22 protein-coding genes and 2 pseudogenes are annotated in these 22164 nt (G+C 68.6%); 11 read left to right on the top strand and 13 right to left on the bottom strand.

Annotated features, from left to right (window positions below; genetic code table 11):
• Positions 1-54 precede the first annotated feature (54 nt).
• The 5 genes and pseudogenes from K2F47_RS39270 to K2F47_RS39285 form a co-directional block, all read right to left on the bottom strand.
• On the bottom strand, positions 55-573 hold the full coding sequence (locus K2F47_RS39270; RefSeq protein WP_242911340.1) for a hypothetical protein: 519 nt from the start codon (positions 571-573) through the stop codon (positions 55-57).
• Between the two features lie 41 nt (positions 574-614).
• A pseudogene (locus K2F47_RS39275) lies at positions 615-1698 on the bottom strand (Tn3 family transposase).
• On the bottom strand, positions 1599-2189 hold the full coding sequence (locus K2F47_RS41885; protein ID WP_372491010.1) for a DUF4158 domain-containing protein: 591 nt from the start codon (positions 2187-2189) through the stop codon (positions 1599-1601). Before K2F47_RS41885 ends, K2F47_RS39275 begins: the two are co-directional and overlap by 100 nt.
• A gap of 390 nt (positions 2190-2579) precedes the next feature.
• Positions 2580-3437, bottom strand: coding sequence for an NmrA family NAD(P)-binding protein (locus K2F47_RS39280; RefSeq protein WP_242911341.1), 858 nt, complete (start codon positions 3435-3437; stop codon positions 2580-2582).
• A 150-nt stretch (positions 3438-3587) separates the two neighbouring features.
• Positions 3588-4187: a TetR/AcrR family transcriptional regulator gene (locus K2F47_RS39285; protein ID WP_242911342.1), complete on the bottom strand. Its 600-nt coding sequence runs from the start codon at positions 4185-4187 to the stop codon at positions 3588-3590.
• A gap of 520 nt (positions 4188-4707) precedes the next feature.
• On the opposite strand from K2F47_RS39285, the pseudogene K2F47_RS39290 reads away from it, so the two are divergent.
• Positions 4708-4926, top strand: a pseudogene (locus tag K2F47_RS39290) (ATP-binding protein); the annotation flags it as partial.
• Between the two features lie 290 nt (positions 4927-5216).
• Here K2F47_RS39290 and K2F47_RS39295 read toward each other — a convergent pair.
• Entirely contained in the window at positions 5217-5786 is a 570-nt protein-coding gene (locus K2F47_RS39295; RefSeq protein WP_242911343.1) for a TIGR03086 family metal-binding protein, read from the bottom strand.
• 64 nt (positions 5787-5850) lie between these two features.
• On the opposite strand from K2F47_RS39295, the gene K2F47_RS39300 reads away from it, so the two are divergent.
• On the top strand, positions 5851-6594 hold the full coding sequence (locus K2F47_RS39300) for an AraC family transcriptional regulator (RefSeq protein WP_242911344.1): 744 nt from the start codon (positions 5851-5853) through the stop codon (positions 6592-6594).
• 582 nt (positions 6595-7176) lie between these two features.
• Here the strand turns inward: K2F47_RS39300 and K2F47_RS39305 are convergent.
• Positions 7177-7536 (bottom strand): nuclear transport factor 2 family protein, encoded by a 360-nt coding sequence (locus tag K2F47_RS39305; protein ID WP_242911345.1) that lies wholly within the window; start codon positions 7534-7536, stop codon positions 7177-7179.
• A gap of 385 nt (positions 7537-7921) precedes the next feature.
• Here K2F47_RS39305 and K2F47_RS39310 point away from each other — a divergent pair, with 385 nt between their 5' ends.
• Positions 7922-8566, top strand: coding sequence for a hypothetical protein (locus tag K2F47_RS39310; protein ID WP_242911346.1), 645 nt, complete (start codon positions 7922-7924; stop codon positions 8564-8566).
• A gap of 377 nt (positions 8567-8943) precedes the next feature.
• On the opposite strand, the gene K2F47_RS39315 is transcribed toward K2F47_RS39310, so the two are convergent.
• Complete coding sequence (locus K2F47_RS39315; RefSeq protein ID WP_242911347.1) at positions 8944-9108, bottom strand: hypothetical protein; 165 nt, start codon at positions 9106-9108, stop codon at positions 8944-8946.
• 44 nt (positions 9109-9152) lie between these two features.
• Positions 9153-9482, bottom strand: coding sequence for a hypothetical protein (locus K2F47_RS39320; protein ID WP_242911348.1), 330 nt, complete (start codon positions 9480-9482; stop codon positions 9153-9155).
• A 760-nt stretch (positions 9483-10242) separates the two neighbouring features.
• Here K2F47_RS39320 and K2F47_RS39325 point away from each other — a divergent pair.
• The 4 genes from K2F47_RS39325 to K2F47_RS39340 all read left to right on the top strand — a co-directional run bounded on the left by K2F47_RS39325 (position 10243) and on the right by K2F47_RS39340 (position 15056).
• The gene (locus K2F47_RS39325; protein ID WP_242911349.1) at positions 10243-10929 is read left to right on the top strand and encodes a hypothetical protein; all 687 of its coding nucleotides are present in this window, start codon (positions 10243-10245) and stop codon (positions 10927-10929) included.
• Between the two features lie 292 nt (positions 10930-11221).
• Positions 11222-12277 carry a hypothetical protein gene (locus K2F47_RS39330; RefSeq protein WP_242911350.1) on the top strand — a complete coding sequence of 352 codons (1056 nt, stop codon included), beginning with the start codon at positions 11222-11224 and terminating at the stop codon, positions 12275-12277.
• Positions 12278-12580: 303 nt separating this feature from the next.
• Complete coding sequence (locus tag K2F47_RS39335; RefSeq protein ID WP_242911351.1) at positions 12581-13252, top strand: hypothetical protein; 672 nt, start codon at positions 12581-12583, stop codon at positions 13250-13252.
• A gap of 352 nt (positions 13253-13604) precedes the next feature.
• Positions 13605-15056: an amidase gene (locus K2F47_RS39340; RefSeq protein ID WP_242911352.1), complete on the top strand. Its 1452-nt coding sequence runs from the start codon at positions 13605-13607 to the stop codon at positions 15054-15056.
• 154 nt (positions 15057-15210) lie between these two features.
• Here K2F47_RS39340 and K2F47_RS39345 read toward each other — a convergent pair whose 3' ends face one another.
• Positions 15211-16104 carry a LysR family transcriptional regulator gene (locus tag K2F47_RS39345; protein ID WP_242911353.1) on the bottom strand — a complete coding sequence of 298 codons (894 nt, stop codon included), beginning with the start codon at positions 16102-16104 and terminating at the stop codon, positions 15211-15213.
• An 83-nt stretch (positions 16105-16187) separates the two neighbouring features.
• On the opposite strand from K2F47_RS39345, the gene K2F47_RS39350 reads away from it, so the two are divergent.
• The 4 genes from K2F47_RS39350 to K2F47_RS39365 are packed head-to-tail and all read left to right on the top strand — an operon-like array spanning position 16188 to position 19824.
• Complete coding sequence (locus tag K2F47_RS39350; protein ID WP_242911354.1) at positions 16188-17441, top strand: MDR family MFS transporter; 1254 nt, start codon at positions 16188-16190, stop codon at positions 17439-17441.
• Positions 17442-17480: 39 nt separating this feature from the next.
• Positions 17481-18179 (top strand): alpha/beta fold hydrolase, encoded by a 699-nt coding sequence (locus tag K2F47_RS39355; RefSeq protein WP_242911355.1) that lies wholly within the window; start codon positions 17481-17483, stop codon positions 18177-18179.
• Positions 18176-19003: an LLM class flavin-dependent oxidoreductase gene (locus K2F47_RS39360; RefSeq protein ID WP_242911356.1), complete on the top strand. Its 828-nt coding sequence runs from the start codon at positions 18176-18178 to the stop codon at positions 19001-19003. The genes K2F47_RS39355 and K2F47_RS39360 overlap by 4 nt, the downstream gene beginning before the upstream one ends.
• Entirely contained in the window at positions 19000-19824 is an 825-nt protein-coding gene (locus tag K2F47_RS39365) for a class I SAM-dependent methyltransferase (RefSeq protein WP_242911357.1), read from the top strand. The genes K2F47_RS39360 and K2F47_RS39365 overlap by 4 nt, the downstream gene beginning before the upstream one ends.
• A gap of 32 nt (positions 19825-19856) precedes the next feature.
• Here the strand turns inward: K2F47_RS39365 and K2F47_RS39370 are convergent, their stop codons facing one another.
• The 3 genes from K2F47_RS39370 to K2F47_RS39380 all read right to left on the bottom strand — a co-directional run bounded on the left by K2F47_RS39370 (position 19857) and on the right by K2F47_RS39380 (position 21831).
• Positions 19857-20369 carry a hypothetical protein gene (locus tag K2F47_RS39370; protein WP_242911358.1) on the bottom strand — a complete coding sequence of 171 codons (513 nt, stop codon included), beginning with the start codon at positions 20367-20369 and terminating at the stop codon, positions 19857-19859.
• Between the two features lie 221 nt (positions 20370-20590).
• Positions 20591-21241: a WD40 repeat domain-containing protein gene (locus K2F47_RS39375; RefSeq protein ID WP_242911359.1), complete on the bottom strand. Its 651-nt coding sequence runs from the start codon at positions 21239-21241 to the stop codon at positions 20591-20593.
• Between the two features lie 41 nt (positions 21242-21282).
• On the bottom strand, positions 21283-21831 hold the full coding sequence (locus K2F47_RS39380; protein WP_242911360.1) for a hypothetical protein: 549 nt from the start codon (positions 21829-21831) through the stop codon (positions 21283-21285).
• Between the last annotated feature and the right edge of the window lie 333 nt (positions 21832-22164).

The raw sequence follows: 22164 nt of genomic DNA on the forward strand, positions 1-22164 counted from the left end.
CAGGACCTGCGGCGCACGCCAGAGCGGGGACAGGTGTCGAACACTCACCTGGAGTTATCCATCCGGCATAACCGGACCTCCAACCGTGTAACTCACTCGATTAGTGCGACTTCGTGTCGCACAAGGCATGCGCAAGTAGGCGCAGAGCACGTTGACGACGGTCTGCCGGAGACCAGGGTGGTTTTGGCCGAGACGTTCGAGTGCGTACAAGCCGCCCAGCCGTACTGCGGCGCGGTCGCTGCCGAGTTGATCGACGGCCTTGACGTACAGGTCGGTGATGCGGCGTTCCAGGGCATCGTGCTCGTTGGCGGACGCTACTCGTTCAGCGTGGGCCTGTGTGGCGTCGGCCACCTGTTCTCGGTGGGCTTGGTCGCGTTCGCTGAGCCATTGGCGACGCATCGCGAGCAGGAGCGCGACGGCGCCGCCGGTGCCGGCGCCGACGCTGAGGCCGGTCTTGATGGCGTCCATGCGGGCGGTCGCCTCAGCAGTGCCGCTGAGCCCGTGGGTTTGGTGGAGGAGCCACCAGGTGGAGACCCAGATGCCGAGGCCAACGGCGGCGACGCCGAAGATCACCCACCACCGGGAGATCGGACGTAGTGGCCGGCGGGGGGCTGTCATGGTGCCGCCTGGGTGAGGTCAAGCCGGGCTTCCAGGTCAAGACGGACTTCGCCGTAGGGCCGCACATGTGACCAGAACAGCGGGGCGAGGCCGCGGCGGTCGGCGGGTGTGAGCTGGTCAGCCCAGGTGCCTTCGGCGAGGACGTCCTGAAGCATGAGGGTGTTGACGTACACGAGCGAGGCTTGCAGGATGCGCGGGCACTGCGCGCCCATCTCGACTTCCTCGCGGCGGTTGGTGGAGATCTCGCCGCCCTTGCCGTAGTAGATGACGGCGTTGGCAGCGTTCCAGGACTCCACCACGTTCAGGCCTTCTTCGATCTCGCGTTGCAGGTCGCGCAGGCGCAGGTAGCGGGCGACGAAGGCGGTGCGCTGGGCGCGGCCGATCTCCAGCATGGCCTGGTAGGCGGGGTGGGAGGCCGAGCGGGTGAAGCGCGACAGGATCGCCTCGGTGGAGGCGGACCTTGTTGATCCGCTTGATGCGCGGCAGCAGGTTGGTGTTGAGCAGCCGAGTGATACCGAACCCGATCTCGGACGGGCCCTGGGAGTCGACGTAGCTGCCCTCCGCGCTCATGGTAGTGCCGTGCCGGATGGCGCCCTCGACCATGGCGGCGACCTCGGAGGCCGAGGCCCGTAGCGTCTGGGAGTGCACGACGACCGAGCCGCGTTCGAGGTGCCAGTGCACCATGATGCCGCGGCCGCCGTAGCGGGAGTGCCACTCGGTGAACAGGTTCTGGTCCCAGGCCCGGAAGTGAGTGGAGTCCGATGCCACCGCCGTCGATCCGGCGCCCCACAGCCCGCTGTCGCGGGCGGTGAAGGTGGCGTTGGCGATCTCGATGGCGATCTGCCGCGCGGTCTCGGCGGTGAGGTAGCGGCGCCGGACGTACCGGATCCCTTCTTCGCTGTGGCCGTGCCCGCCCTGGGCCGCGCCGCCGGCGACCGAGCGGATGCCGGTGTTGGTGCCGTAGGCGTAGATCGCCAGCATCAGCCGTTCGCCCGGCACCTCGGGATGGAGTTGACCGGCGCCGGTGACCGCGGTGACGCGCTGCAGGCAGCCGGTACGCAGCACGGCTTCCTTGAGCATGTCGACCAGCGGCCCCACCTGAAAGCGGCGGCCGACCTCGCCTTTGATACGGCACAGGTTGCGCGGCTCGGGCGAGGCCTCGGGCGCGGTGAACTTGATCGCCCCGGCCTTGCGTTCGGCGATCTCGACCCACTCCAGATCGCCGGATGCCTCATCCAGCGCCGCCAGCTCGCCGTAGTGCTCGGCGCGGCGGGACTCGAAATCGACCGGCAGGTCCTCATCGGGTTGCGCCAACGGTCGGCGCCGACAGTCCAGTCGTACAACCCCAGCTCCACGGCCGGCACCTTCACCTGCCGGGCGACGTAGTCGACCATCTCGTCGACGAACTCGGCCCGGCCTCGCGGGAACCGGCCATACCGCGTGTAGTACTTCAGCAGCAGCGTTAAGCCGAGCCTGGCCCCGCCGCGCTTGCCCGCCACCAAGTTCAGCTCGTCGTCCAGCACCGTCCAGTGCTCGACAAGCTCATCCATCCCGACCGGTTGCCGCCCCATAGGGGCGAATCATCGCGGAGTCCTCAGCCCGGGCGGGGGACGATCACACAAATCGATCTCGTTTGCGGTTGGTGACACGTCCGTTCTCGGTACCCCTACGCCGAGGGCGAGGTGTCGCTGGCCGACCTGGCGACCGAGCACAGCGTCGGCCGCTCCACCATCCACGGGCCGCCGGCCGGGCACAGCCGGCGCTGACGTCGGGGAGCCGATGAGGCGGTGGAAGCCGCGGCTTCGCAGGCCCACGATTGGCGCGGGCGGTGCGCCGACTGCCAGGCCGAGCACCTCGCGCAGGCCGCCGACGCAGCGGTCCAGGGGGCAGAACTGGTTCCACGATAAGTCGGAAGGGGGCAAGCCGCAGGTCAGCGGGGCGTCTGGACCTGCGGCGCTGACTCAGGCGGTGACGCGGTCGGTGAGCAGGTCGGCGACCGTCCGTGGTACGCGGCCGAGGAGTTCGGCCAGGAGCGGGTCGACTTCCGCGAAATGGCCACTTCGCGCGGCCTCGAAGAACGGCAGCAGCATGCGGGCCATGGACTCCGACATGCCGGCCGCGACTTGGTCGGCGATCCATTGCTCGTCGTCCACGACGACTCGCCTGATGTCGCGGCCGGTGATCTGCGTGGCGATCGTGGCGATGTCGTCGAAGGTGACGGCGCGGCGGGCGGTGAGCGTGACGGGACCGTCGAACGGGCGCTGCCCGGCGAGGATGATCGCGGCGGCCTCGGCCAGGTCGGCGCGGTCCGTCCACGAGACGGGGCCGTCCGCCGGCGCGGCGATGACTCCGGTCTGCCGCCAGGGGCCGAGCAGCCAGTCGAGGCTGTGGGCGTAGAAGCTGTTGCGCAGCGAGGTCCAGGCGGTTCCCGAGTCCGCGAGCAGCGCCTCGGTGGCGGCGTGTTCACGTGCCGGGGCGAACGGACTGTCGCTGCGCACGTTCTGGTGACCGGTGTACAGGATGCGCCGGGCGCCCGCGGCGACCGCGGCCTCGATCGCCGTGCGGTGCAGACCGACTCCGTCGCCGTGGGGGTCGTTCTGGGACACGAGCAGCACCTGATCGGCGCCCTCGAACGACTCACGCAACGCGGCCGGGTCGTCGTAGGAGCCACGCCGTACGCGCACGCCCCGGTCGGCGAAGTGCTGTGCTTTGGCGCCGTCGCGCACGCTGACGCCGATCTCGGCTGCGGGGATGCGCTTGAGCAGGTGCTCGACGGTGGCGCCGTTGAGGGCACCGGTCGCGCCGGTGACGACGATCATGATCATGCCTTTCCGGGGATGTTTCGCGTTGGACCACGTGGTCGGGCGCCGAAGCGTTCGGTGGCCGCCAGGACGTGCGCCGAAGGGGAGGGACAGCCGGTCCGGGCTGCGGTCGTCCACGCGGGGGGCGAGGACGGCGATGCGCCGCTCTCACCGGCGCCGTAGCAGGGGCAGGAGGATGTCGTCGACGAGGTGGGCGAGGAATCGCTGGTCGCAGGGCTCGCCGGCGAAGATGAGCCGGTGAACGATGAGGGCCGGGGCGATCTCGGCGAACAGCCCGGCCGTTCCGGGCACCAGGTGCTCGCCGCTCTCGGTCGCGCTGCGAAACGGCTGTTCGGTCATCACCGCCCCATCGCGGCGCAGGATCCGCCGCATGGCCGCGGCGAGCTCCGGGTCGCTGCGCATGCCCGCGAACAGGGCGCCGAGCAGCCCGACCTCCTGTTCACCGATCTGTCGCGCCAGCCACCGCACGAGCTCCAGCAAGACCTCGCGAAGATCACCTGTCCAGGTGACCGGCGGGGTGTCCACCGCCCGGCGCTCGACCGCCGCGGCCACCAGCGCGGCCTTGCCGGCGTAGCGCCGGTAGACCGTCGGCTTACCGACACCGGCCCGGGTCGCGACTGCCTCGATGGACAGTTGGTCGTACCCGACTTCGGTCAGCAGACCCAGCGTCGCGTCGAGTATGGCGACGTCACGGCCGCTGTCACGCGGCCTGCCCCGCGTCGGCGAAGCCTCACCCGCCCCTGACACACGCGCGCTCTTGATTTACGAAACGGAACTGGTACGTAACGAAAATAGGGCTGGCTGGGGAGCCGGTCAAGGCCTCCGATTCCTGAAGCTGTCCTGAGCCCCAAAGTGGAGTCTTTTGCGCAGGTCACGCCATGTACACGACGCCCGGCAGACGAACGGTTTTCGGTCCGGGCACGACGGGGATTGCTCCGGCACAGCACGCCCCGGCGGGGCCGAATAACGGCGTGGCGCGGCCTCGGACGCGGTCGGATTCTTGTGAACCGCCCCCCGGCCCAGGACTGACCGCCGCCCGACGCCGCTACGCCAACGACGCCCGAGCCGAACGCTCGGGGGTCCTCGCATCCCTGCTCCAGCCAGCTACCACGCGACCTGGTGATCTCCTTCTCGCGTGTTCCGGCTGCCCGGCTTCAGGGTGTTGGTGCTGCCGTCGGGGTGTCGGAGGCGTCAGCTTCTCGGGTGGGGTCGTGGAAGGGCCGCGGGCCGGCGTCGGCATCTGCGCGGGTGAAGGCGTAGCGGCCCAGGCTTCATGGAACTCGACCGCTGCGGCGCCGAGCTGCTGTTCCAGGTCCTGACCGAGCGCGAGGAGAAGAACAGCCTGGCCATCGCCTCCAACGAAGCCTTCAGCTGCTGGGCCAAGACTTTCACCGACCCGCGCCTCTGCGCCGCCATCGTCGACCGCCCCACCTTCGGCGGCACCATCATCGAGACCGGCACCGACTCCTACCGGCTCGCCCAGACCCGAGCCCGAGAGTCGCTACCGGCTGACCCCCACCACAGCTCACCCAAGGGGGCGCGGACGAAAGTCGTAGCCCTACGGTGGCGAAACGACCCCGGAGCTGGCAGGCTTCGGGGTCTTTGTCGCTGTGGAGGTCAGTCTTCTGTGACTGCTGGGATCGAGGGGACAGGCGCCAGGAGGGCGCCTCGGCCCTTGGGTCTGGTTTGTGGTGGTGTTTCAGCGTCGTGAGCGCCGGTGGTTCAGGCTGCGGGGCGGGTGATGTGCCCGGTCGATCCGACGTCACCAGCCGGTGATCACGCCCAGGCGGGATCACGGCCGGTCAGGCCGAGGATGCGGTCCAAGGTGGGTGCGTCGGCGGGCACCGTGACCTGTGGGCCGTACATGCCCATCTCGCGTCCCTGCTCCACGCTGGCGAACACCGTGTCGTGCAGATGCGTCAGCAGGCCGGCGGGTAGTTCCAGTCGCTGCCCGGTCGCGACTGCCAGGTCCCAGGCGTGCATGGCCAGCTCGCCGGTGATCATGTCGCCCAGGACGGGCGCGGGCAGCGTCTGCGGCGTGCCCATGCTCGTCTCGCCTTCCCAGGCGCTCGGTGGCGCCCACGACGAGGTGATGTCGTCCAGCAGCGCGAGCAGGCGGCCGCGCCAGTCGCCGGCCGCCAGGTCCACATCGGACTCGACAGCCGCCGGCTGCGGAACGGACTCCTTGCGGCCGCCGCCGGCGAGTGACGGGCCCCAGAACAGGAGGTGGTTGACCAGTGCCCGCACGTCGTACTCCGTGCACGGAGTCTTGTTGGCGAGCTGGTCGTCGTTGATGGTGCGGGCGACCGCGGCCATGGCCTCGGCAGCGTTGGACAGATGTGACATGGCAGCGACGCTAGGTGGCCCGCACCGGAGGGGTATTGGACAAAGGCGACATATGCTTTGCCATGTGGAGCGGGACGTTCGTGAGCTGCGTGGTGGGTGGACCAGGTATCAGCGCCACACGTTCCACGACCCGTCGCCGGCGCTCGCGCCATGGGTGGAGCGGTACTGGGAGGCCCGCTGGGACTACGCCGAGCCCTACCGGCAGAAGATCGTGCCGTACCCGAACGTGCACCTGTCGTTCGGCGGCGGCCGTGCGGACGTCAACGGCGTGTGCAGCGGCTACCAGATCAAGGTCCTCGAGGGCCGCGACCACGTCTTCGGTGTCGCGTTCCGGCCGGGCTGCTTCCGCCTGTTCCTCGGTGCCTCCGTCTCGACGATCACCGACCGCGTCGTCCCGGCGAGCGAGGTGTTCGGCCCGGACCTGCCCACGACGCTCGACGTGCCGACCGTGGACGCATTCCTGCTGGAACACCTGCCGGACGACGACCCCCGGGTGGGCCAGGCGGTGGCCGCGGTCGAGCTGATCGCCAAGGACAGGACCGTGACCAGGGTCGAACACCTCGCCGGCGAGCTCGGGCTGAGCATGCGGGGGCTGCAACGGCTGTTCGCTGAGTACGTCGGCATCGGGCCCAAGTGGGTGATTCGCCGCTACCGCCTGCACGAGGTGACCGCACGCATGGCCGCCGGCGGGGCGATCGAGTGGGCCGCGCTGGCAGCAGACCTCGGCTACGCCGACCAGGGCCACTTCATCCGCGACTTCAAAGGCATGTTCGGCGAGCAACCGACCTGGTACGCACAGCGGTATTAGTCCGCCTCCCGGATTCGACGTCCCGGCGAGGGAACAGGAGCCTCCAATGTACGAGGCGCCGGACCGGCGACCGCGTTCAGATCGGCCCAGGCGGGGTCTCGCGCAGGTCGGTGCAATAGGGACTGACGGCCCGGTTCCTTCGGCCGCCTCGGGGTCGTCGCCTTCGCCGCGGTAGAGGCAATCCGCCTACCGTGCAGGTCGGACCCTCTGCTGGCCCCTCGCCCGGCTCCCCCCGGCGAAGCACGCAAGATGATCTTGATTGGCGTGGAATCCGGCGGACCGAAGACTTCACGTTGCCGCTGATCAAAGAGTTTCGTCAGTACCCCAAGGGCGGGACCGCACTGCGGCTCGCCCTTCACCTATCTATCGCCACGTCACCGTCGCTGAATCTCATCAACATCACCGCCCCCGCAGACCCCTCAACGTCGCTCAAGCCGACGCACAAACGTTCCTGCTTCTCGCGGCCGCAACCACCTACGACGTCAACAAGGCCTTCACACCCGCACTCATGGCAGCCGCTTGACGGCCTAGCGCCATCAAAGGTCTGCCACCACCGACTCACCGAACGAGATGTCTTCTATGTCAATCGGCCGTGCTGGCGTGCGCGGCGATGATTCGCCAGCCGTGCGTCTCGTCGTGTAGCCAAGTACGGGTGTAGCGCATCCTGGCCGCGAACGGCGCTCCGGAGAGGGTCCCTTCGATAGTGCCGAGGAACCACGTCACCCCGGTGCGCCCATCGGCGAGTACGGTCAACTCCTCCTCAGCCACCCTCGTCACCACCTGTGCCCGAGTGCGGTGCAGCTCCAGGTCGTCCGCCTTGGTCGAGGCGTTCGCACCGAAGGTGAAGATCATCCGATCATCCAGCAGCCGATCCAGCGCCTCGACATCTCCAGCGAGCTGCGCGGTCTGAAGTCGGCGCTCGGCGTCCCGCAAGTCCTCCATGACGCCCACCCTCCCAGTCAGCGCCGTTCCGCGTCAGGATGTTCACGCTCGGCTGATCTTCGCAGTCCGATCCCGGGACTCCGATCGCCGGTAAGTGGGTGTCGAGTTCAGGAGGTCGAATCAGTCGATCGGTAGATTTCGACCCGGTTTGCCGCACCCCGCGCCTATGCCGCGGGGTGCGGTTCCTTCCCGTGTCGCCTCCAGCGCTACGGCTCCATCGATGCGAGCGCCCACGCACCTGCTTACAGCGGCCACACCACGATCACTCAGCCCCGCCGACCTCACCGGACAGCATTTTCACCGCCTCGGCCCAGGGCCGCGCTTCGACAGCCCTGCGTTCATCCTGGGATGAACCAAGGAAAACCAGCCCCAGAAAGGAGTGTGGATGGCGCACTACGTCAGTGTGGCCGAATGCAACAGAGCGGGCCGCTCATTCGAGAAGTTGCTCGGCTCGAACTACGATTGCCGCGTCCGGCGGGTGAGATCCACATTCGCGCCCGCCGGACGCGGCACATCACCTGCCGGGAGGCCTATCATGAGCAACCTCATCAGCCGCATCACGCGACTAGTCACGCCCGACCACGGCTTGTTCGGTTTTTACGATGAAGGCGGCCGGTACCCCGAGATTCGCGTCACCGATATTACCTGGTTCGCGGCAAACGAAGGCGAGGTGCTCATCAGCCCGGCTCAGGATCTCGTGAAGCAAGGCATGCAATTCGAGCATTGGGCAAGCAAGCCAAATCTTGCCGACAATGAAGCCGAACGCGAAGCGACTTTTCCTTTCCATGTAACCTATGGCTCAATTGGGCTCAACTTCATTGCTGGCGGCTCGGAACCGGATGTATTCGCGATCCCGCCGGGACGCTATGATGTCCACCTATCCGGACATCACCTAACGAGAGTTGTGCACAGTGTGGAGGAGATGTACCAGCGGTACGATGATTACGATGATCCAGAATTCGCCTCATCGCGCGATGCTCTTCTAGGTGAGGAACTGTACATCGCACGCTTTTGGCCGCTCCAAAGCTAGACCGGAGACGCGGCTGGGGGGGGCATGTCGGGCGGGTGGTGACCTAGTGACCGGATTGCTGTAGCGGCCCTACTTCCGCACCTCAGGCAACATTGGCCGCGTCGGGAGGCGGGGGGCGGCGGAGCCCGCTGGTGCGGCGAAGAGGATCGCGCTGGTTGCCAAGGCGGAGACGGTGGACCTAGCAGAGTGCCTGCGCGGCCTCCCAGAAGGGGACGGACGCCTTGAGGATGCAACGCCCCCATCGGGCGCGACGCCGAAGCCGATCTTGTGACCGTTTTGTTGGGGTCGTGTGGGAGGGCCTCGTCTTGGACCGCCTGCGCGGTTTCGGGGATCGCCTTGTCCGGCACGATTTCATTGGCTGGCGTGCGCAGGCTGACCTAGTTATCGGCACTCTGGTCGCTGCCGAAGGGCTCGATCTCGGGTGAGATCACGCCGAGCAGTTGCTCCAGGGCGAGCAGGCCGTCGTCGGCGAACACGTAGGACGCGGCAAAGAGCTCGCGCAGTCGGCCACGGTCGACCGGGGAGGCTCTCGAGGTGCCCACACCCGACCTACAGCCGTCCGAGGACGAGGGTTTGCTCGACCAGATCACGGCTTGGGCCCGGGCTGCGGGCTGTCCCCCTCGGCGCTGTCCTGGTTGATATAGGCAGTCCATTGCGGCTGGCCGTTCTGGTGGCCAGTGATCTCGGCGAAGTCGCTGTCGCAGACCGCTGACAGCAGGGCAGGGCCGGGGATGTCCGCAAGCGCGGCCTTCAGCTGATCGTAGTTTCGGATCTCCTCCCTGAGGTAGGTCCATCCGGCGACCGCGGCGGCGTCGCGCTCGTGGTCGGGAAGCGGTTTGTGTCCGTTGGCCGGGGTGCGGAATGCCAAGTAGGTGGCCCAAGTGCCCATGTCCTCGTCCTTCTTCGCAGGTGTCACGGCACCGTAGCGGCAGGCCCGGACATTCACGCCGCCCCAGCCGGGGTGCGGTGCTCTCGGGCGGCTCCAGACATGGTGATCACCCTGAGTCGAAAGGCGGTTCGTGGTGTCGGCACCAGCCGCACGCTCACGACAGCGGTAACGACCTCGCCGGCCCGAACGCGAAGGCGTGATTTGACGGGCGCTCTAACCGGGTGTTTTTTGAGGTTGCTGCATCCGCCGGTCTGTGCGGCTGGTGGTGATGTTGATTCACCTGACCCTGGCCAGCGCCGCCTGGTGAGTGACGCGGGCGGGCGTGTGCTGCCGCTCGATAGTGGGGGGCGTCAGCATGACCCGATTCGGCGGGTTGGGGGCCTTCTCGCACGCTTGTGGCTCAGCTGTCACTCTCATCCGCGCTCGCCTGTTAGCGAACTCTGGCCTGTTGTTTGTCATCACCTTCGGCGGCAGGGCTGCCGCAGCCGTCTCGGCCTACCTCACCCACGCCTGCCAGCTGGCCGATCTCGGCCTTGTAGGCGCCGCATCGCGCCATCGACTAGAAGGGCTTCGAGGATCTCTTGGACGCCCCTTCCTTCTTCAAGCCTGCGGCCCTCACCTCACCGACGGCACCTGGCCGACCGCATCATCGCCGAAGACCTGAGTGTGGCTTTGCCGCCTCTCTTCGCCTGCTCCCGGGCCTATAGGTGACGTCCGAATTCGAGGTCGAGAGATCGATTCAGCGTGAACCTGGGCCTGCCGAGGCAGCCGCGTGTATGTTCGGCACGTGTTGGTCATGTCATTTCAGGCGATGCTCGAAGAGGCCGCGGCTCGCGGTAAGAAGGGCCACGCGGGGAACATTCAGCGGCTGGAGTCGCTCCTCACCGCCGAGAACATGTCCCAGTTGAGCGACTACGCACGGGTCCTGTGCTTCCTTGCTTTCCACCCTCGAGGTGACGCTCCGGTCGTCGACTACATCAAGGCGGGCGCGCTGGCCGACGACAGCGGCCCCGACGTCCTCGTGTTGTTCACCCTGGATGATCCCGCGCCCGTCCCCGTCTCGCTGGAGGACGAGAGCTTTGGGCGGTGGGCCGACCTCGGCCTGAGCGCGAACCCTTCGCATCGGATGATCCGCGCGCTGTTCGATGACCGGCCCACGCCGGTGCTCCCCGGCCTCGTCGTGTTCGAGAACTTCGCTGGGGACAGTGACGCCCTCTACCTGCCGCTCGGGCATTTGGACACCGAGCACGAGGTGCGGACGCATCTGCGCGAGGTCTTCTCCGGTGTCGCGCACCTGGGGTCGGGCTCGAAGCCGGGCAAGTTCCTGGACGATCTCGGGATGCACTGGTCCCGCCAGGAACTCACCTACGAGCGGTCCGGACGGCGACCTGTCCGCGAATGGCTGTTGGGAGGCTTCCGCGCCGCCCGAGACCATTACGGCGACATCGTCGCGACGATCGGACTCTTCGGGTGATTCCGCTGGCATGGACGGCGCTGCGCGGTCCCGGCGTAGGGGTATTGGTCGGTCTCTTCGATGATCTGGTCCAGGAGATCCTTTTCGCGAGGGCTTTCCGCAACACCTCGGTTAGTGGAGTGCAGCCTGAGGACGATGTTGAATTCGCTGCGCGTTCGAACCGGTACACATTGACGACCCGTTTGGCCACGGCCCTGGAGGGGACGGCCGGGCTTAGGTTCCATCGAACCCGCGTCCCCTTCAAGCGCATGTCGGTCGATAAATCGGCGGCGAGCATCTTATGGGCGGGTATGTGAGCGACTACCCGGGCTTCCCTCCCTCACGGTGGCTGATCCTGCTGGGTGCGGACTGGAGGGCCCAGCAAGGAACCTTCGCCCAGATGACCGACCGGGGCGCGTCGCCAGAGGATGCCGCGGCAGGACTCGTGGCCTTGGAAAGGGAATTCATCCTCAAGGCGGCGCTGCACCACTGCCAGCGTCCAGAACACGGCGATGGTGACGTCGTCGCCGTTGCCATCGACTATCTCTGTGATGCGGTGACCACCGGCGTTTGCCTCGACGCGAAGGGTGCCAGGGAGGCGGTCGCCGGACTGTTGCGTGCCGGTTCTCGCGCGCACGGGCCTGAGGAGCTGATGCGTCAGTTCTACGGCGGGGAGCTTCCGGCCGACGCGGTCGAGCATCGGGACAGGGAGCTGATTTTTCCCGGACCCACGTCGTTTTCGCCGGCCATGCGCCCGATCTTCGAGTCCTTGGTCGCGCGCTGCAACGCGCAGATCGAGTCCGTCCGGTGCGCCGACGGTTTCGACGAGTGGTTCGCCTGCCTCACCAGGGCCGTGCGGTTGCTGACATGCGTTGGCTTCGGCCTGGAACTGGTCACCGCGGAAACCGTGGCCGAGGCGCGGACGAGGATGCCGCTCGGAGTCAAGGTGTTCTGCGCGCAGAATGAGGAGTTGATCGCGGACTACCCGGCGTTCCAAGCGGCCATGGCGCTTGCCGGCCGGCCCGATATCACGCCTGTCGTCGAGTATTCGCGGGGAATGATGGAAGAGTACCGGGAGCAAGGTGACAGGGAGGGCGAGCGGTTCGCGCGGGAGCGCCTGCTCCTCCCACGGGGCCTGCTTGACGCCGCCGGTGCACCGCACGCAGGGTGGCGCGGCCCGGGATGGCTGACAGTGTCGTTGTGGCCGCAGGTTGGGATGCCGCAGGATCTCACGCCGGAACGCTCCCTGGTCGTCCAGCCTACGAATCCCCAACTTTGGGAACGCCTGCACAAACGGTTGCGCGAGGACGAGGCCACCGTGGCGGCCGAGCTCGTGGAGTACCTCGCCGCAGAGTTCGCCGCCGACTGACTGAACGTGTCGATGCCGGCCGGGATGAGGCGCCACCGGCCCGCCCCGCTGCTGGATTGGTGCAACGGGTCATCGAGGCGGGTTCTACGCTGTGAAGCGGTGGCGGTCGATCCCGCGATAGTGCGATCGCTATTTCGTTGGCGCCTCGACAATAAGGTCGTGGCGGGTGATGGCCGCGAAAGGATCGGGCGCGACATGACAGCCGGGCTCTATAGCATGCCAAGACTCGGGACCCCTCCCGGGAGTTCGGGCTACCCTTCGAACCAGCAAGTGGACTTCTCCATTCGGCCCCGGAGGACGGCGATGCTCGCCTGGGTCATTGTTCTTGTGCTACTGGTCTTTGCCCACAGCCTTCAGGGGCTTGCCGTCAAGACGGAGCGTGCGGTGCTGCGGCGTGTCTGGGCGCTGCTGGCGGTGGCGTCTGTTGCGGTCGCGCTCGTCTACGCCGTGGACCGGCATTCGTTGTGGATGGCGGCGGTCAGCATTCTGGCCGCTATTCCGCTGGTGATTTGGCGGCCCCATGCCATCACCCCCGAGGCGCTGGCCGCAAAGATCCGGGCGTATATCCGGAGCGATCGGGTGCTGCTCCTCACCGTCGGCGAGCACGGGGGGCCGCTCATCAGCCATGTCCGGGGCATTCCGCGGTCCTCCAAAAGGTACCGGTTCGTCGACGAGTGCCCGCATTGCTTCCTTGAGGAGCAGGTATCGGCGCTGTTCGAAGACACGGTGGCGGAGGGTGTGATCGACCACTACCGCGCCAATCTCGCGGACAACAGGCCGGTCGAGTTGCAGTTCACCCGCAGCTGGGATCCGCCGGCCGGGACACCCGTTGTCAACGCGCCGGGCGAACCCTGGGTGCTCAACTACTACTACCTTTCGAACCTGACCTGGCAGGTACCCTTCCCGGTGGCCTGCGACGTGCACAGTTCGACCATGCTGCACCGTCCGCCCAGTAGCCCCGGCGTCTCCGGGTAGTCGACTACCAACGCCCCCGCCGTCCTGGCCGTCCTACTCAATAGGCGGACCGCCGAGCGGATAGACAGTTGACTTCGTGGCGTCCGTTCTGCCCTTCGATCGGGCGGATACCCGTGTGCTCTGCTTCCTGGTTGGTTCAGGGTTGATGTGAGCGGTGCCTTCGGGGCAGGGGGCTGGGGCGCCTGCGTCCTGACCGTCTCCGTGGGGCCGCCAGGCTGGCGCGCGTCGCCGTGGCTCGCGGGCGGGCGAATGTTTTCTGTGGCCGGGGAGCGAAATGATGGGTTGTGGCATCTAGCCCATTGTGTGAGGCGGTATTTTATGGCCTCTCGCGGAGGCGGATACGGTCGGCCCCATGGAGTGGAGCTTTCAGACAGTCGAAGAACTCGCGGCTGCCCTGCGTGCCGGTGAAGTGACGTCGGTGGAGTTGACCGACGAGGCGATCGCTCGTATCGAGCGGGACGACAAGGTGATCAACGCGATCTGCGTGCCGGACTTCGAGCGCGCGCGGGCCGCCGCGCGCGGTGCCGACCAGGCGCGCGCCCGCGGCGAGGACCGGCCGCTGCTCGGTATCCCGGTGACGGTCAAGGAGTGCTACAACATGGCCGGGCTGCCCACGACCTGGGGCATGCCGCGACATCGGGATCATGTGCCGGCCGAGGACGCGGTGCAGGTGTCGCGGCTCCGGACCGCGGGCGCGGTGGTGCTGGGGAAGACCAACGTGCCATTGGGGCTCCAGGGTCTACAGAGCTTCAACGAGATCTATGGCACCACCAACAATCCGTGGGACCACGATCGCACGCCGGGCGGATCCTCCGGCGGCTCGGCGGCGGCTCTGGCGGCTGGATTCGGCGCGCTGTCCATCGGCTCCGATATCGGCGGTTCGCTGCGCACCCCTGCGCATTTCTGCGGTGTCTACGGGCATAAGCCGACGCTCGGGCTGGTGGCGAACCGCGGTATGGCCCCGCCGGAAACGGCGGCGTTGCCGGTCGACCTCGACCTCGCCGTCGTCGGCCCCATGGCGCGCACCGCCCGCGACCTCGCGTTGCTGCTCGACGTCATGGCCGGGCCGGACCCGCTGACGCTCGGTGTGGCGTACGAGTTGGCCCTACCGCCCGCACGCCACCAGCGACTGAGCGAATTCCGGGTCCTGGTCGTCGACGAGCACCCGTTCATTCCGACCGGGTCCGCTGTGCGGGCCGGCGTGAACCGGGTGGCCGAAGCACTCGTCGACGGCGGCGCCCACGTCGAAAGGCACAGTCCGCTGCTGCCCGATCTGGCCGAAGCCGCGACGCTCTACACGCAATTGCTGTTCTCGGGCTCCGCAGCGCGGTTTCCCGTCGAGGAATACGAGCAGTTGCGAATCCGCGCCGCCGGACTGAGCGCGGACGACCAGAGCCTCGACGCGGCGCGGCTGCGCGGGATGCTGCTCAGCCATCGCGACTGGATCGAGGTGAACAACCGTCGCGAGTTGCACCGGCACGGCTGGCGGCGGTTCTTCGCCGAGTTCGACGCCGTGGTGTGCCCGATCACGCCGACCCCCGCGTTCCCGCACGACCACAACCCCGATCTGTTGGGATGCCGGATCGATATCGACGGCGTCGAGTACCCGTTCTTCGACCAGCTTGTCTGGGCCGGTCTGGCCACCATGCCCGGCCTACCGGCCACCGCCGTACCAGCGGGCCGGACCTCCGAGGGCCTGCCGGTCGGAGTGCAGCTCATCGGTCCGATGTTCGAGGACCGCACCCCACTGCGGCTGGCCGAACTGCTCGAGCAGGAGATCGGCGGCTTCCAGGCACCGGAATAGGGCGTCCTGGTGGGTGTCCGGCGAGGATGAGGGGGTCGGGGCTTGGGATGACGCTCGCGGCCTGGTCGGATTCGGTCGCGGTGATGATCGCGCGACCAGCTCCGTGAGGATCGATCGGCGTCATGCGGAGCAGAAGCGCCGCAGGAGTCCGGTGTTACATCTGGTCGGCCAGGTCTTTGGCGGCTTCGACGGCGATGTCGATGGCCCGGGACGCGAGCGGTGAGCGGGCGCGTCCGGTGGGCCAGTACAGGTACCACGTGCAGGTGGGCGCGGGTCGCAGCTGGTGAATGGTGAGCCGGTCGTCGGACCAGGCGTCCGATCCGTAGAGGGCGAGCCACGGCAGAACCGCCGAGCCGATGCCCACCCGCACCATCGACACGATGGTGTCGTGGCCGGTCGTCCGGAACACGATCCGGGGACGGGCGCCCGCGCTGGCAAGCGTCCTCTCCAACCATCTCTGGTGGTAGGTGGGAGGCCAGGCGACCAGCGGAGCGTCGTCGAGCAGCTTGGCCCCGACCGGGCCTTCGGGGAACGCGCCGGCGGCGGCCACCAGGAGGTGCGGTTCGTCGACGAGTTCGACGTGCTCGACGTCGCCGTCGATCCGGTCGTAGTGGAACAGCAGGTCGAGGTCCCCGATCTGCGGATTCTTCGGATCGACCTCGGAGAGCCTGATGTCGCAGCCGGGGTGCTCGCTCAGCAGCCGGCGGACGACGGACGGGAGGATGAGCCGGGTCGCGCCCTGGAAGGTGCCGATGTCGATCCGGCCGTGGCCCGCCCGGTAGCGGTCGACGGCGTCGCCCAGCGCCTCGGCCCTCGCGAGCAGGTCGCGGCCGTGGGCCAGGACCACCTCGCCGAGGGGCGTGATCCGCACCGGTCTGGGGCCTCCGGGACGGTCGAAGACGGCGCCGCCGACGGCCTTCTCCAGCGCGGCGATCTGCTGGCTCACCGACGACTGGGTGTAGCCGAGCCGGCTCGCCGCCCGTCCGAACGTGCCTTCCTCGTCGATGGCGGCCATGGTCCTGAGGTGGCGCAGCTCCACGTCGGTCATGACGCCTAGCATAACGAAAAGCGATCAACACGATCGTAAACAATCGCTTTTCTTGATGGACGAGCGATCCTAGGGTCATCGGCATGACGATCCACAGAGCTCCAGCGCGGCCGGACCTGCCGAACCTGGTCTGGGCCCTGGCGGCGACGCATTTCGTGAGCCGGGCCGGCGGGGCCGTGCAGTCGTTCCTCGTGCTCTACCTGACGCAGGAGCAGCGGCTGTCGCCGACGACCGCGGGTGCGGTCGTGGCGGCGGTCGGTTTCGGGGGCATCGGTTCCCAGATGCTCGGCGGCTGGCTGGGCGACAGGATCGGCCGGCGCCACACCATGCTCGCGGGGTTCCTCGGGACCACCGGGGCGATCGTCGCGCTCGGTTCGGCGCACACGCTGCCGGCGATCTGGGCGGCGGCCGTCGCCGTCGGGCTGATGACGGACCTGTTCCGCCCGGCCGGATCCGCCGCGGTGGCCGACCTTCCGCCACGGCAGCGGGTCCGGGCCTTCGGGGTGCTGTTCTGGGCGACCAACCTCGGCTTCTCCTTGGCCACGGTCACCGCCGGGGTGCTGGCCCGGCACGGGTACGGGCTGTTGTTCTGGATCAACGCGACGGCCTCGGTCATCGCGGCGCTGATCGTCTGGCGGCGGGTTCCCGAGACCCGTCCGCCGGAGCGGAGGCAGGTACGGCACGCGCTGCTGCCGACGCTGGTGCACGACCGGCTGATGATCGCCATGGTGCTCATCCATGTCGGCTACTTCACGCTGTTCCTCCAGACGTTCGCGACGCTCCCGCTCGTCATGACGGCGGACGGACACGGCCCCGCGACCTACGGCGCGGTACTCGCTCTGAACGGCGTCGTCATCGTCGCGGGCCAGCCGCTGGCCGTCCGGCTGCTCGCGGGCCGCGACCCCGGCACGGTGCTGGCCGTCTCCATGCTCATGGTCGGCGCCGGCGTCGGTGTGGGCGCCGTCGTGCACAGCGTCGCGGCTCAGGCGGCGTCGGTCCTGGTCTGGACGCTCGGGCAGATCGGCATCGCGGTCATGTTCGGCGCCACGTTCGCCGGCATCGCACCGGCGGAACTGCGCGGCAGGTACATGGGCGTCGCCTCCGCCGCTTGGAGCGTCGGTGCGATGCTCGGCCCGCTGGCGGGCACCCTCCTGCTCAACCATGCCGGACGACCGGCCCTGGCGGTGGTATCCGCGGTTACCGGGATCGCCCTGTTCGCCGGGCAGCGGGCGCTCGGCCCGGCGCTGCGCTGCCGGACCGCGGCTCAGGAGCATCGGCGTCCGCCGGCGTACTGCGCATCGGTCCACCCGAGAGAACTGGCATACGCGAGCTCATAAGCGAATGTCCCGAATTCCAATGATGAGAGGAGAGTTTCGATGAGCACTTTCGTACTGATCCATGGTGGGGGAGACGTCGGGTGGTACTGGCACCTGGTGGAGGCCGAGCTGCGGGCGCGGGGGCACGACGTGGTGGCGCCCGATCTTCCCGCCGACGATGACTCGAAGACCCTGGTGGACTACGCCGACGCCGTGATCGAGGCCGTCGGCGGGAGGCAGGACCTGGTCGTGGTGGGCCACTCGTTCGGAGGCTTCACCGCGCCCCTGGTCGCCGATCGGCTCTCCGCCGACGTGCTGGTCCTGGTCGCCGGCATGATCCCGGCACCGGGCGAGTCGCCGGGCGAATGGTGGTCCAGCACTGGTTGCGGCACCGCGGTCCAGGAGCAGGCCGAGCGGGACGGCGGCCTCACCGGCAACCCGGACCCGTTCGTCAGCTTCTACCAGGACGTGCCGCGGAAGCTGGCCGAGGAGGCGCTGAGCAAGGAGCGGGCCCACCCGTCGAAGGCCGCGATGGCCGCCCCGTGGCCGCTGGACGCTTGGCCGGACGTGCCGACGAGGTTCGTCCTGTGCACCGAGGACCGCACCCTCCCGGCGGGCTTCGTCCGGCGGCTGGTCGAGGAGCGCCTCGGCATCGTCCCGGACGAGATCGCCGCGGGGCACTGCGTCGCCCTCAGCCAGCCGGAAGCGGTGGCGGACCTGCTGGCGGGCTATGCGGACACGGAAGGCGCACGATCATGACCGGGCTGCGTTCGGCGCTCTGGCTGCCGATCTTCGACGACCTCGCCGACCCGGCGGTGGTCGCGCGGCTGGCCGCCGAGGCGGAGGAGGCCGGCTGGCACGGCCTGTTCGTCTGGGACCACATCCGCTGGCGGTCCCCGGTCCAGCCGGTCGCCGACCCGTGGATCACGCTCGCCGCGGTGGCCGCCGCCACCGAGAGCCTCCGGTTCGGCCCGATGGTCACACCGCTCGCCCGCCGCAGGCCGGCCAAGGTCGCCAAGGAGACCGCGACACTGGACCGGCTCAGCGGCGGCCGCCTCACCCTGGGCGTCGGTCTCGGCAGCAACCGCTTCGCCGACGAACTGCGCGCGACCGGCGAGGAAATGAGCGACCGCGAGCGGGGGCAGATGCTCGACGAGTCGCTGGAGATCCTCACCGCCGCATGGTCCGGCGAGCCGGTGCACCACCACGGCCGCCATTACACCGTCGACGGAGTCTCCTTCCTCCCACGTCCGGTTCAGCGGCCCGGCGTGCCGGTATGGGCGGCGGGGTTTCCCGGAAACGCCAAACCGCTGCGCCGCGCCGCCAGGCACGACGGCTTCTTCCCCATCAATCTCGAACACCCGGATCAGGTCGCCGACATCGTCGCGACCATCACCGAACTGCGCCAGGAGAAGACGGCCCCGTACGACATCGCCGTCGCCCTCCCGCCCGCGACCGATCCGGCGCCTTTCGCCAAGGCGGGCGCCACCTGGTGGTTGGCGGAGTTCGATCCGGACACGGTGTCGCTGGACCAGGTGCGGGGCGTCCTCCGTGACGGCCCGGCAGAGGGGAGCCTCCAATGACCGTCACGTCCGAAGCCGAGTACCCGACCAGGCATACCGAACTGTTCGACTACGACGCGGAACTGCGCCTGTACAACGAACACTTCCGCGCCGCAGCCCGTGTCGGCTCCGGAGACCGGGTGCTCGATATCGGCTGCGGTACGGGCCAGTCCACGCGCGAGGCCGGCCGTGCCGCCGTCAACGGGAGCGCGGTGGGCGTCGACGTCTCCGCGCGAATGCTCGAACGGGCCCGCCGGCTCAGCGACGCCCAAGGACTGACCAATGTCACGTACCAGCAGGCGGACGCCCAGGAGCACCGCTTCCCCGCAGCGCATTTCGACCTCTGCATCAGCAGGTTCGGAGCCATGTTCTTTGCCGACCCTGTCGCCGCGTTCACCAATATCGGACGCGCCCTACGGCCCGGAGCGCGCCTGGTGCTGCTGGTCTGGCAGGACCGCGACACCAACGGATGGGCCTCCGTCCTCCCCGAGTTCCATGCCACCCACAGTCCGGCCCCGTTCTCACTCGCGGACCAGGCGACGACGAAAGGCATCCTTGCGGCGGCGGGCTTCACGGAAATCGACTTCACCGACGTGCGCGAGCCCGTCTACTACGGCCCGGACACTGCGACCGCCTTCGCCAACGCGCTCCACCTATGGGAACTCAAAGACCTGCTTGCCAACGCCGGCGCCGCGAAGACCGTGCAGGCACGCGCGCGGCTGCACGCTGCCCTCGCCGCCCACACCACCGACGACGGCGTGTTCTTCGGCTCGCGCGCCTGGATCATCACGGCGCGCCGCCGCCCGGCTGATCGACGGCACGGTTCGGCCAGGGCGCTCTGAAATTCGTGCGGGCTCACGCCCCCAGGCAAAGCTCATGGGTCAGCGCGCCGTCGGCGCGCGATCGCCCAGGCGGCGCCACCGATGATCGGAACGGCGGCGAGCCCGGCGATCAGCCACCGCCGTCCCGATGACGTCGCGCTGTGCCCCGAGACCACGTCGACCCCCGAATTCCCCGTCACGCCGATCGAAGGGAAGGACCGCGGCACGGTGATCTTGTCGTCCTTGCTGAAAAGATGATTGTGCGCGCGAAAGTCCGCCAGGTCTTCATATTCGCGGCCGTCGGCGTCCACGATCTTCACGACGTGGTCCGGGCCGCACACCAGAGCCAGCCGTTCCCACTCGAGCTCTCCATTCTCGCGTTGGACCAGGAGATCCTGCTTGTAAACCTGTCCCGCGGACGCGCAGCGCGCCGGCCGAGTCGCCGCCCGAGCGCCGCTCCCGAGAGAGGCCGAACCCCCCATCGTCATCAGGAGGGCGAGAGATATCGCGACCCCCGCGCGCAACACACGGATGGACGTACCGACCGTCGCCTCACCATCGGACATGAAGGAGCTCCTCCCGCTGGGCTCATCGCGCGCACAGCATGCCAGCACCCTCCGAGACCGGTCCCCGATCGCGGAGGACCGGCCTATGACGTCGCGTACTCCGGGCACTATGCCTGCGGCCGCCCCAAGCTCCATTTATGCGGGAAGGGCGGCGTGACCGGTGGGCACACCTGGGTATATGCCTGCGATCTTCGTGCCGATGGCCACGGCTTCGCCATGAGCTACAGGCTGCGTTCGGGCAATAGGGGGAGCGTCCGCGACATCAATGGCGCCAAGCGCGGTTGCGGGGCTTGAGCCGGTGGCGGTGAGGTCGCGAAAAACTTGCAGGGGTGTGCGCGGCATGGTGGGGTGTAGCGCAATTCGGTGACGTGTTGGCGCCATTGGGATTCCATCAGGTTGTTGTGCGTGGTGGCGCAGATGTGTTCGATGGCCCGGGGGAGTCGCAGGGACGTCAGTTGCAGGACCCGGTCGTCTCCGGCGCTCACCAGGAGGCGGCCGCCGTCGGCGAGGGCGGCGGTGTTGATCGGGGCGATGTGGTCGGCGGTCAGGCCCCTTCCGAGGGGGGCCGGGCGGGCGGGATCGTGGACGTCCCACAGCCGGAGGGTGTGGTCGCCGGACGCGCTCGCCAGCGTGTGGCCGTTGGGGGTGAAGCCCGTCCAGTTCACCGGGGCGGTGTGCCCGGTCAGCGGCGGGCCGAGCGGGCGGGTGCGCGCCGGGTCGTGGACGTCCCACAGGCGGATGCTCTGCCCTACGTCGGCGGTGGCCAGGACGCGGCCGCCGGGGGCGAAGGCCGCCCAGTGGGTGCCGCCGGCGTCGCCGGTGCGGATCGGCGGCAGCGGGCGAGGTCGCCGGGGGCCGGTGATGTCCCACATCCGGATCTTCTCGTCCTCGCTGGCGCTCCCTGCGGTAGGTCTTACCTGCCGTTCTTAGGGGGTTCTCCTCCACCATCGGTGGAGGAGAACCGCTCTTTCCGGGCGAGGGCGGCGCGGCGGCGCAGGGTCGGCCCATGGACGGGGACGGTGGGCAGGGACGCGCGGCCGCGCAGCCAGTGCCGGTGCCGCCGCGCCGCCTCCGCCGACGACATCTCCAGCACCGCGGCGATCTGCTCCAGGCTCAGCCCCGCCCGCTCGGCGGCCTGCCAGACCCGGTACTCCAGCTGGTCGGCGTCCAGCCGCGCCGCCTGCGCGACCACCAGCGCCGCCGCGAGGTCCGGGCCGGTGGCCCGGTCGTGGTCCGCCGCCGCTACCGTCTCCTCGGCCGCCTCCATGTCGGGCAGCGGGACCTGGTGCTCCTCCCACAGCAGCCGCGCCGCAGCGCGGGCGAAGCGGCTGGTGAGATGCGTGCGCGCCGCGCGCACCAGCGGGGGCGCGGGGACCGGCGAGCCCGGGGCGTCCGACCGCTCGGCCTGCTCCGACCGCTCGGTCTGCTCTGCCATGTCGGCCAACGCCGCGCCACTGTCCATGCACCGATACCATCATTGGGCCGCACGGCCGCGCAGCGCAGGGAGCGCACGGTCATGTCCACATAACGCAAGCGGTCCCGCATGATGGGCATGAGGGGACGGTGCGGCCGGGTTGAGCAGGAGGTTCATGCCTACCCTCGTCTTCGACAGCGGTGATCTCGGACGGACCGAGGAGTTCCTCAGCCGGGCCTACGCCAGGATGCGCATCGGCGGTGACACCCGGGCCACCCGGACCACCCGGACGCAGGTGCTCCGCGACGCCGTGGGAGCGGTCAGCGTGGACCGGGTCGATCTCGACTACACGATGAGTACGACGTCACCCCCCTGGGCAGG

The organism is Actinomadura terrae, from assembly GCF_022751215.1.
GTDB lineage: Bacteria > Actinomycetota > Actinomycetes > Streptosporangiales > Streptosporangiaceae > Spirillospora > Spirillospora terrae.